This is a genomic window from Vibrio sp. SG41-7, from assembly GCF_014164465.1.
GTDB classification, from domain to species: domain Bacteria; phylum Pseudomonadota; class Gammaproteobacteria; order Enterobacterales; family Vibrionaceae; genus Vibrio; species Vibrio splendidus.
This window is the reverse complement of sequence record NZ_JACJFF010000052.1, coordinates 26,643-36,428: the sequence shown is the minus strand read 5'-3', so window position 1 is coordinate 36,428 and position 9,786 is coordinate 26,643. Positions and strand designations below refer to the sequence as shown.

The 9,786-nt window shown below is 41.4% G+C and carries 11 protein-coding genes; 9 read left to right on the top strand and 2 right to left on the bottom strand.

Going from position 1 to position 9,786, the window contains the following annotated elements:
* Positions 1-159 precede the first annotated feature (159 nt).
* Together H5300_RS14750 and radC are read right to left on the bottom strand one after the other, a co-directional pair.
* Positions 160-660: a DUF2787 domain-containing protein gene (locus tag H5300_RS14750; protein ID WP_405055140.1), complete on the bottom strand. Its 501-nt coding sequence runs from the start codon at positions 658-660 to the stop codon at positions 160-162.
* A complete protein-coding gene (gene radC, locus H5300_RS14745; RefSeq protein WP_182796283.1) occupies positions 657-1,148 on the bottom strand; it encodes a DNA repair protein RadC in 492 nt (163 codons plus the stop codon). The genes H5300_RS14750 and radC overlap by 4 nt, the downstream gene beginning before the upstream one ends.
* 159 nt (positions 1,149-1,307) lie before the next feature.
* On the opposite strand from radC, the gene H5300_RS14740 reads away from it, so the two are divergent.
* The 9 genes from H5300_RS14740 to H5300_RS14700 all read left to right on the top strand — a co-directional run bounded on the left by H5300_RS14740 (position 1,308) and on the right by H5300_RS14700 (position 9,739).
* On the top strand, positions 1,308-1,529 hold the full coding sequence (locus H5300_RS14740) for an AlpA family phage regulatory protein (protein WP_182796282.1): 222 nt from the start codon (positions 1,308-1,310) through the stop codon (positions 1,527-1,529).
* 565 nt (positions 1,530-2,094) lie between these two features.
* Entirely contained in the window at positions 2,095-3,033 is a 939-nt protein-coding gene (locus tag H5300_RS14735) for a hypothetical protein (RefSeq protein ID WP_182796281.1), read from the top strand.
* Between the two features lie 11 nt (positions 3,034-3,044).
* Positions 3,045-3,758, top strand: a complete 714-nt coding sequence (locus H5300_RS14730) for a hypothetical protein (RefSeq protein WP_182796280.1) — start codon at positions 3,045-3,047, stop codon at positions 3,756-3,758.
* Positions 3,758-4,936, top strand: coding sequence for a hypothetical protein (locus tag H5300_RS14725; RefSeq protein WP_182796279.1), 1,179 nt, complete (start codon positions 3,758-3,760; stop codon positions 4,934-4,936). Before H5300_RS14730 ends, H5300_RS14725 begins: the two co-directional genes overlap by 1 nt.
* Positions 4,918-6,318, top strand: coding sequence for a hypothetical protein (locus tag H5300_RS14720; protein WP_182796278.1), 1,401 nt, complete (start codon positions 4,918-4,920; stop codon positions 6,316-6,318). Before H5300_RS14725 ends, H5300_RS14720 begins: the two co-directional genes overlap by 19 nt.
* Before the next feature lie 218 nt (positions 6,319-6,536).
* Complete coding sequence (locus H5300_RS14715) at positions 6,537-7,148, top strand: lipoprotein (protein WP_182796277.1); 612 nt, start codon at positions 6,537-6,539, stop codon at positions 7,146-7,148.
* Positions 7,149-7,228: 80 nt separating this feature from the next.
* Complete coding sequence (locus H5300_RS14710) at positions 7,229-8,695, top strand: transglycosylase SLT domain-containing protein (protein ID WP_182796276.1); 1,467 nt, start codon at positions 7,229-7,231, stop codon at positions 8,693-8,695.
* Positions 8,696-8,759: 64 nt separating this feature from the next.
* Positions 8,760-8,933 (top strand): hypothetical protein, encoded by a 174-nt coding sequence (locus tag H5300_RS14705; RefSeq protein WP_182796275.1) that lies wholly within the window; start codon positions 8,760-8,762, stop codon positions 8,931-8,933.
* Positions 8,933-9,739, top strand: coding sequence for an ETEC_3214 domain-containing protein (locus H5300_RS14700; RefSeq protein WP_182796274.1), 807 nt, complete (start codon positions 8,933-8,935; stop codon positions 9,737-9,739). Before H5300_RS14705 ends, H5300_RS14700 begins: the two co-directional genes overlap by 1 nt.
* Positions 9,740-9,786 lie beyond the last annotated feature (47 nt).

The window sequence follows — 9,786 nt, the reverse complement described above, 5'->3', positions numbered from 1 at the left end:
GTGTTTTGGGAAGCTCAGAGAGGCCGATACCGCCAAACCCTTATGTAGCAAGGGATTGAAGCTTCCCGTTTTAACAATATGGGAAGCAGCAGTATCAGCCGTTATCTGTGCTGGTGGATGTTGTTGGAAAGTGCCGTTTGAGTTGTGGTGAACTAACGCCTAATGACCTCGTACTTCAATTTGGTCGTAAGTGTCGGTGTCGAGGTAGGCGATAAAGTTGTCTTCCCACAATGGATAGAGCTCGACAATCGCGGGTGAACAAATACTCGCCCAGCCACCGTACCGAGTAAAAGCCGCCGAGTTACCAAAATCAAAGTCGATATCTCGCTCAAGTTCGGGGTAGGGGCCACCGCAGAAACTAAAGTCAGTGATGTACAAAATCGTGTAGTGATTGTGGGCATCTTTGCTTAATGAAATCTCAACAGGATGGTAGCCACCGTTTTCAGCACTGTAGTCTTTGTCTCTAAAGTTAATCACGATGTAATTGTCACTGACCACTTCAGTGTGTTGGTTCAACACATCAGCCAAACGTTTCAATAACGCATTGGAGATGGGTAAAGCGGCTTTGTTAAATGACAAACTGTTTGATGTGTCGTTGAGTAATGATTTAGCTTGCATATGCGCCTCCTTACTCTTACAGACTGATTGATGGTTATTCATATCCAGCTCCTTTCAGCAAAAGAAACACAATGCTCACCAACTACAATGTGGTCGAGCACTCGCACATCAATAAGCCCCAACGCATCGACCAACTTGCTAGTGATGCGCTTGTCTGCTCTAGAGGGCTCCGCAATCCCACTGGGGTGATTGTGCGCCAAGATCACCGCTGCAGCATTTACGTTAAGTGCAGCTTTCACCACTTCACGTGGGTAAACACTTGCCGCATCGATGGTGCCAAAGAACAGCTCTTCAAAACGAATGAGCTGATGCTGGTTATCTAGCAGCATTAGTGCAAACACTTCACGATCATACGAGCCAAGCTTTAGCTGTAGATACTCTTTCACGTTCTCAGGATTAGTGAAGGTACCTTCACGCTTGTACTTTTGTGCGAGCGCTTCAGCTGCGTTCTCTAGTAACTCATTGAGGCTAGAGGTTTGGTGAGCTGGATAGTGGTTATTAGTTGGAATGGTTGGTCGAGATGTACGCATAGGGGCCTCCTTAGCTTTGTTTATTGGGCTATGCGTAGTGATGAAATATATCTGAAAGGATTTTGAATACAGGTTGGTGGGGTGAGGTAGGGGATATCTAGGTAAAAAAATAATAGTGAGTCCTTGGTATGAACGAGTTAATACATAAGGATTACCATTATGGAATATTCACAGCAGCATGCCCTGAATAAAGCACCATTGAGATTTTTAAAACTACAGCAAGTCATGGATAAAACAACATTGTGCCGCAGCAGTATCTATCTCTTAATCAAAGCGGGTGAATTCCCTGGAAACTATACCGTTATGGGCAAACGCAAAGCCTGGCTTGAAAGCGAGGTTGATGATTGGTTGATGAGCAAAGTGGAGTGCGTGGAATTGTAAATAAGGTAGCAAACTACTACGGGGAGCTAGTTTGTCTACTTAAAGCTCTCGCGGATTTCTGTAACCCTGGAAGCCGCCTCGTATCTAGAACGTTGGTTTTTAATGCGTTATGGCGCGTAGCTAGAGGGTTGCACCATGTTTGCGGAGCGCCTAGGGCGGGCCCGTAAAGCTAACAAAGAAACGCTTCCATGAAAATTGGGTATAAAGCCCAAACAGAGGCTTTGGTTCACAGGAGAGCACCAGTATTTTTCCTGCCTAGTAGAGACGTGAGGTTAACATTGAAGAGTACACCTTGGTGGTTGAAATACAAAAAGAATACACGGTTCCTTGATCTATAACTCATTACTGTCGCTATCTTGTTGCAAACAATAGTGGTAATAAATAACTTAAACGTGTTTCTATGAGCCTATTTGCTGTGCGTGCTTGCCAGTCGGTGTTTAACAAGTCAAATTAACTTAATGAGCAGTTATAAATCAATTTTTAGTTTAAAGAAATTCAAGCTAAGGATTAGATCTATCATACATTAGGGGAATGCCCGGGCCAGCCTTCAATTCAAAGGTGCTATGTGAGAAAAAGTAATTTTAAACTCAAGCCGCTTATCATTTCATGCTTATTGGGTGTGTCGTATTCGTCGTTCGCTGGCCCATACTTGTATATTTATGGATACGGTGAAAATCAACAACAAGCTGAAAAAGATGCCAAGGAAAAATTAGCTCTTCAGATGTTTAGTACTGTGGAGGTCGAGGAAACAGCTTCCAAGAAATATAAAACCAGAACAGAGTTTATAAATGGAGAAAAGCAGGAGTCTGGTAGTCATGACGTAACCATGGATACTACATCTAAAATTTCTTCGATACCGATTAATATCAGTAATATGGAATTGGTTAAGTCATCTTGCGATGGTTTTGAGTGTAAGTTTGAATTTAGAATCCATAAAGATACATGGAGTGATCAGCTGTCACGTGATATTGAACAGAAACACCAATTGGCCAAGCAGTATACGATAAAGCAAGGTGACGGCTGGAAAAGTGCACTATCCTTCGCTGAAGCCGAAAGACTATTAAATAAAAGTCATCAATCGATCTTAGTCCTAACCTCGTTGGATAATAGTGTGGCGAGGTTATTCCATCAGCAGCAGATTGTGCTCGAGCGTAAGACGGTCGAGCGTATTCAGAATATCGACATTACCATTCGGACTGCTTCAGATGACTACTCCAGGCAATTAAGTGCTTTATTAGCTGATAAAGTAGGCTTTACTTCGCAAGGAGACATTATTGTTTATATTAAGGGTAATGTTAGAAAAGGTCGAAGAAATAATAAATATATAGCTAAGCAAGAACTAATTTTGAAAATTTTTGAAGAAAAAAAGCCTAATGTTGTGGTTAGTCAAAAGATTTTGTCGGAAACCGGAGAGGCTGCTAGCAAAGAGAAGGCTCTCGAAATAGCACAAGAAAAAATAACTAAAATACTGAGTGAAAACTCGATTTATACATTGTTTAACTAAAGGACTTAAAAATGATAAAGAAAACAATCCTGGCTGGTTTGGTTGTATCAGTAATGGCTGGTTGTTCATCTATTCCAGGTATGGAATCAGCAACGGTAGATCGCGAAGCTTTAAGTAAGGAACTTACTCAGAAGTGTCAAGAGTTAGGGACCGAATTCACACCAGTATCATTTGCTGTAGACAAAGCATCAAAAATAATGGTGTCATTGCAAGAGCGTCAATGTTCGGTGTTTAATGACTACCGAATGCTGGCATCTAAGCACGGAGATGTTGCTGGCTTCTTAGCTGTAAATGCAGATAAATCAGATGAGGAACTTCGCGTTGCAATGAGCGAATTCGATGAAGGTAAAGCAGCTGATAAAAAGATTACACCGAAAGTAGATGCTTATAACAGTGCTTCTGCTGGAATATTCGATAAAAACGTAAAACTGGCAGCGGAGATTGCCGTTGAGGTGGCGGAGTTAGCAATCATTGCGTCTGAAAATGCCACAGCCCTTGCTGCTGAGTCAGCTGGTGGTTTAGCAGATAGTGGGATGAAGCTTTTCTCAAATGAACAAGAGGATGTTGCTGAAGAGGAAAAAGTACCTGTTGTTGAAGCTTACTACGAAATGGAAGAGCGTTCTAAATTGGCTCTAGATGCTAACTCTCTTATCTCAATGGATCAAAACACCATCGAACAGCTTGAGAATTTAGACAAAGTTGTTGCAGACAAAGTGAAATCATAATGAAACTTTCTCGAATTGCCGGTTTAGTCACTGCTGCAATTGCGCTTACGGCTTGCCAGAGTCATCAAGGTAGCCAAACGTATTCAGTAGAAAGTAATGCGGGAAATTCATCGTTGGTTATCGGCAAGTCAGCATATGAATTTAGCAGTGACGATATCGAAGTACCAGCGTACTTCAGTACTCAAGGTCTTCAATTCTGTACCTATGAATCCGAAGAAAAAGATACTCGCTGCCCACTCGCGAAAAAAACAATTCTTTTGTATTTTGGTGATGTGGAAACGGATGTGAATGAAAACCTTCAGGGAAAATCTGCTGATGTGTTTAATTCCATGCACTCCAGCATCAGTAAATTCCAAACCAAAGCGTTAGAAAACACTTTAGAGAACCAGTTCGCGGGCGTTAACCGTTTCCGTATTTTGACTCGCGATACCGATGCTATTAACGCAGGAATGATAGATATTCTGGGATATAGTGGTGCGGTAAATGTAGCGAAAGAAGCAAGCAGTCGCGGCAAGTTATCTACCGATTACATTATGAAAGTCGATGTACTCAAAACCGCTGACATGTTGTTTGGTTCAACTCAGTCTTTGTTCCAAACTTCAATGGAAATGACGACAGGTGTGATTGACCCATATACACGAGAAAAAGTGAGCTATCCGAATATCGGTAAGATACGTGTTTCTAACTTTGATGTGCGCGATAAAGACAGTTACACCACCGTGATTGCAAATGGCGATTATTATCGCGGTTTTAATTACACCAGTGGTAAAGATGTTGATGCCGTTCTTAATGAAATGTCATCACGCGGCTTCGATATAATGTTAACGCGTTTACTCAAAGAAATGCCGGCTACCGCTCAGGTTATGGGTATTAAAGGCGACCGAATTTCATTAGACCGTGGGCAAAATGCAGGCGTACTACCTAACGAGACCATGGTTATATTCGAATACAGCGCAGGCTTTGTTGAACCTATTGGTGTTGCTACTGTTAACCCAAGCCAACAAAGTGCCCAAGGGAAAATGGTTCGTTGGAAAGACAGCAGCATAGCCGATGAAGTGAAAGACATTGCTGAAGACGGGATTTATCGCCCTGATCGCCAACGTCGCATTTTCGCTGTAAGTGTTGGGGTTCCTATGGAATTTATGAAGGAGCGTAGTACATGGGCGGCAAAAGGCTAAGTAAAAGCTTTGCTATTAGTACCTTATTTGTATGTATGTCCGTTCCTGCTCTGGAATTAGATAAGAGCCAGCCTACGTTGGCTCTTATTGAACAAGGTTGTGCATATGGTCGAGGGGCAATGGCCATTGAGTCAGCAAAAGCTGACGGTTTAAACAATCTTCGTTTGTTCTTGCAAGGTAAAGTCCCTGTTTCTTTTTCAACGGAAGATAGTGTGTTAGTTAAGGAGCAATTTGATCAACAGAACCGAGATTTACTGCTAACAAGCATTGCTGCTGGTGATATCAATGCCGATTTTAGTGTACCTGAAATTCAAGGGGATGATACTTGTATCACAGTGCGCCTAGCTCCAGAACTCAATACTGGGTTTGCTAACACTGACGACGGTATCGAATGGGATGACTCACCGGTTATGTCTGTTGTGGTTGTCGGTGAAGGTCGTGAGAGTAACAAATTGGCATTGACTGCAAGACAAGTGGCAGAACAAGATGCCTTCAAACGCGCTATTAGCCAGGTATTTGGCGCAATGGTCAATTCTGGTTATATGCAAAAGTCTTACGATACTCTATCAGGAGCAGAAAGCAGCAATGATTTCGACTTGCAAGAAATCGCAATGCAATCACTTTCGATGGAACCTCAAGGCATGATTTCCAGTTGGAATGAAATCTCTTATCAGGAAAAACCTAACGGCTTTGTAACCGTTACGCTGGATGTGTTTGTTGAGCGACAGAAAATGGAAGCGAAAATAGCAAGATTGATAGAAAGCCTTGGTCAACCTTCAATCTATGTTGATGCAGATCTCCCAGTCGTAAAAGATACATTCTCCAATGCACTCGCAGAGATGGGCTTTGATCTTGCTTCTAACCCAGCTCAGTCTAGTGTCATTCTTGATGTGCAAGAAAACAAAAAAGTGACCTCTTCCGGGCTTCAGCTTGAGCTATCAGCAACCGTGGTTGATCGTGCTGGTAACCGTTATGGTAGTTGGCACAATGACCCGACTTTCATGACGCTACCGAACAAAGCGGGCATGCTCAATGAACTTGCAGCTGTTCACTTAGCTGTTGAAGGTAATCAGATTGCGCTAAAACGCGAACTTCAATCGTCGGTGCAAACAATGGCAAGCCGCGGTGGGCCTATCCGAGAACTCACTTTTTCACAGAAAGCCGCAGGCAAACAGGGGCAACTTTTCCGTTTGATTGGCGATATCAATGGGGTTTCGGATATTAAATCAAGCCAACAGAGTGGCAATATTGTTATTCAGCTAAGGTCGCTTAGCGATGCAAGTGAGCTAGTTCAAGACATTGAGATCATGTTACGTACTCACCAGCCAAACTACCACTCGAAAGTTGATGTACTTAATGAATACCAAATCAGAGTGCTTTAAGCGTTATTCTGATAAGGCTTATTATTTTTTAAAAACACTTTAAAACAATGGGTTGGCTGATTTTTGGTAAGTTATGTTAGGTTGAGATTGATTCAGGAATGTCACTGAGAGTTGAGAAATGCATCATAGGTGAGTTGATGCACTAAATATCAAATGATCATTTGCAGATTTACTAATTGGAAATGATACACAAACAACGTTATGGATAGCTTTAATATATGAAAAAACTAATTATTGCAACGTCACTGGTTACTGCTCTTGCTGGTTGCCAAAGCAACAACAATACACTAGAGCAAGCTCAAAATTTTGCGTCATGTACGTTTCCAGATGCACCTAATGTCGAAGCTCCTGGTTGGATCTGTGATGTAGTTCCTACGGATGTAGCTATTGGTGCAACAGGTTATGCGAAGAAAAGTGCAGCGGGTATGAGTGTTATGCGTAAAATCGCCGTGAACGATGCTCGGGTAAACCTTGCTGCGGCTTTTGAAGCAGATGTGAGTAATCTATTTCAATCTGCTACTGACGGTGCTACGTCAACATCCGCTGGGGAAGGCGTAACGCTGGTAACGGAAAATGTTCAAGAGGCATTTGAAGACATTACTAAATCGGTAGTGAGTAAAAGACTTACAAATAGCCGAGTATTGGTAAGCCAAACAAGTCCAGCTGGTGGGCTGTATGTATTAGTTGGTATGGACCAAGCAACTTATGATGCAAATATGAATAAAATCATCGACGAAGTTGGTGGCGAAGACTCAGCTCTTTGGAATCAATTTAACGACGAAAAAGCTGCCGCAGATCTTGCTGCCGTATTCGATTCTTTGAAAAAATAATCGTTGCTTGATGATTAGTTAAAGTGAAAATGGCCACTTACTAGAGTGGCCTTTTTTTCTATACACTCTCGGAGTTAGTTATGTATAAAACGATCACCAAGACAGGGCTGGCGATTGCAATCTCAGCAGCTGTTAGCTTTCCAATACACGCAGTATCAGATAGCCAAAAGCAACAACTCGATAATGCGGTTGTAAAAGCAAGTCAATCTCAAGAAGAAACACTTAAAGAATTTCATGCTTATGTAAATGCTTATTTGGATGAGTATGAACAATGGCGAGACGAATATACCAATAAACTTGATGAGCGCCGTACAGGTCTTATTAAAACTTGGGGGGAAGGGGAGGTATCTTCTCAAACAAAACAGGTTGACTATTCACAAAGCGACCAAGTTAAGACAGCTGTGGACTATGAAAGTAATACAGCTACGATTTCTGTTTTAGTTGATGAAGACAGTAGCTCTGAAGAGATAGAAGCGCTTGTAAGAAAAATCCCTGTTGAAGTTGAAGGGAAAACGGTTGATCTAGTCAATCTGAAAGCGGAAGACCATGCGGTTTTGTATTCTTTAGATAAGGAGCAACAAGAAAAGAACTTTGTTATTGAACAAACGCAGAGTCAAATGAATGAACTTGATGTTCAAGCGGAGCGATTGATTCAATCTGATACCGGTATTCCTGACTCGTTCATCTACCAGCGAACTCACAATAAGAAACTAGCACTGCTTACTAAAGCAAAAGAGCGTATTGCTGCTCAGACTAAGCTTTACAACGAAATGCGAGCTAAATATGGCATAGCGGTTAGTCAACCAGAGACGTTTGTAGCTGAAAAAGCAAAAGAAATCGAAAAGACAGAGTCAACGCCAGCGCAAGAAGCTTCGACAGTAGTTGAACAAGTGGTGAAAGTTGCACCGAAAGATCAAGCAGTAAAGTCAAAACCAATTACCGAAGCTGCATCGATCTCAACTAAACCACAAAAAGTGATCAGCTATAAAGTGAAACTTCCAGAGAACAGCTTGAAATCTCGTGCGAGTAAATATACATCTCTTGCAGAGAAAGAAAGCAAGAACTGGGATATAGATGCTGCATTGATTATGGCGATCATGCACTCTGAGTCGGCTTTCCGTCCAGATGCTAAATCCCACGTACCGGCGTTTGGTCTTATGCAAGTTGTTCCGACCAGCGCAGGGCATGATGTAAACAAGCAAGTTCGAAATATCGATGCGCCAATGAAGGCTTCAGATCTGTATCAACCAGTAATTAACGTTGAAACTGGCACTGCTTACTTAGATATCTTAAATAGTAAATATTTACGTAAGATCGCGAATGATCAAAGTCGACTGTATTGCGTAATTGCGGCTTATAACACAGGAGCAGGGAACGTTGCTCGGGCGTTTAACAAAGACCGTTCAACAAGTATTGGTAAAGCGTCTAAAGTGATCAATAAGATGACTCCAGAAGAAGTGTATAACCAATTGGTTGCGAAATTGCCATATGATGAAACAAAGAATTACTTGAAGAAAGTGAACAGCCGTATCGCACTGTATAAGTAAGGCTTGTCGTTAGTACATGGAAAAAGTATGAACTTTAACCTTTTTTAGAGTTGAGAGAGTAACAATGTTTAAGATTTTTGCTTTATTTTTTATCGCTCTTGGTATTTACCTAGGCTTAAATTACAGTAGTGAAATTGAAGATATCATAGATGCCGATGCTTTTGAGCGAGTGCAAGAACAAGCTGAAGAAGGCAAAGACGCATTGATTGATAAAATTGAAGAGATAAAAGGTGAGTGATGACTGAAGATAAGAACAGTGAGGTTCAAAAAGAAATTCAGGATGAATTAAAGGAACTTCAAGAGAACCAAGAGTCGTTGTCAGAAGCTCAAAATAAAGGAAGCCTGGCACGCACGATTGCTTTGTTGTCAGTAGTCTCAATTGCCTTGGGTGGTTTTAACGACAGTGTTGATGCAATCGAAAAGGTGGTTGTTTTTGGTCTTTCACAAATGACAGATATCCCATCACACAAAAAACTTGAAAAAGTGTACATTCGCTCATCAGATGACATATTAGACCAGGTATTTGGTGCCCCAGTTTATATTAAGCGCTCAACAGGCGGTGACGTTATTAAGTACTACAAAGATGATAATTTTATTCTTTCATCTATTGCTAGAGATAATGCCATTGTCGCTTATATTGTATTTCCTGATGAAGGCTTTGAACCCGAAACATTAGAACATGCAGGCGGTACGGAGTTTTTCAATCAACCTTTTAAGGCAATTGAAAGTGTGAATGAAATTCGAGCATCATTTGCTAGAACCGGTAGTTACTACATTGAAGAAAATAACGGCGGTGAATTTGGCTATTTATACTCGTCAATCAGTGGTGTTAGTGACTTCATTTCTCCAATGGCTGAGGGTACTAGAAACTTACTCTCTGAAGTTGTTGACTCGTTAACAATGGATGAGGATGTCGTAAAGAGCGTGCAGTCTTTACGTCTGAAGACGAAGCCTAATTTTTATGGTTACAGTTCCTTGGGTGTCGGTGCTTTAGAAGAAGCCATTTTGTCGAATACAGAGTATCGTTTAATTAATAAAAGTTAACCAATAATACATCAGTTCTAGTTTTTTACGAAGCTAGAACTTATTCG